Source organism: Martinezella calliandrae (assembly GCF_030272695.1).
GTDB lineage: Bacteria > Pseudomonadota > Alphaproteobacteria > Rhizobiales > Rhizobiaceae > Rhizobium > Rhizobium calliandrae.
Genome location: NZ_JARFYN010000231.1, coordinates 1 through 363, shown reverse-complemented (window position 1 = coordinate 363; position 363 = coordinate 1). Strand labels below are relative to the sequence as shown.

Annotated in this window: 1 pseudogene; it reads left to right on the top strand. The window is 66.4% G+C overall.

What is annotated here, in order from left to right:
- Positions 1 to 126: 126 nt before the first annotated feature.
- Positions 127 to 363: pseudogene (locus tag PY650_RS36880) on the top strand (hypothetical protein); the annotation flags it as partial.

Below are 363 nucleotides of genomic sequence, written 5' to 3'. Positions count from 1 at the left end.
CTTCCGGCTCACGACAGCACCATAGGTGAGCAGGTACGCTCTCCGGCAGCTCTTCAGCCATCGCCCGGCCGGGAGGCTGAGCGGAGTGTGGGGGATGCTGGACCAGCAGAGAGGGTCGAGCCGCTGGTGCCAGCGATCACGCATTATACTCGCAGCGTCGACGAGGTTGCGCGCGAACGGGCACGACCGGATCTTGAGCGAGCGATGCAGGCGGTCCGGTCGGTTGGAGAGCGGGTCTATGTTGATCCGGAGACGGTCGCCGCCAGGGTCAGCGCCGCCATTGTGGACGGCAACATCGAGCGCGCGGAGTTGGTGAAGTCGGTGGCAGAGCGGCCGGAGCAGTTCGGGGAGTTGCTCGGAACG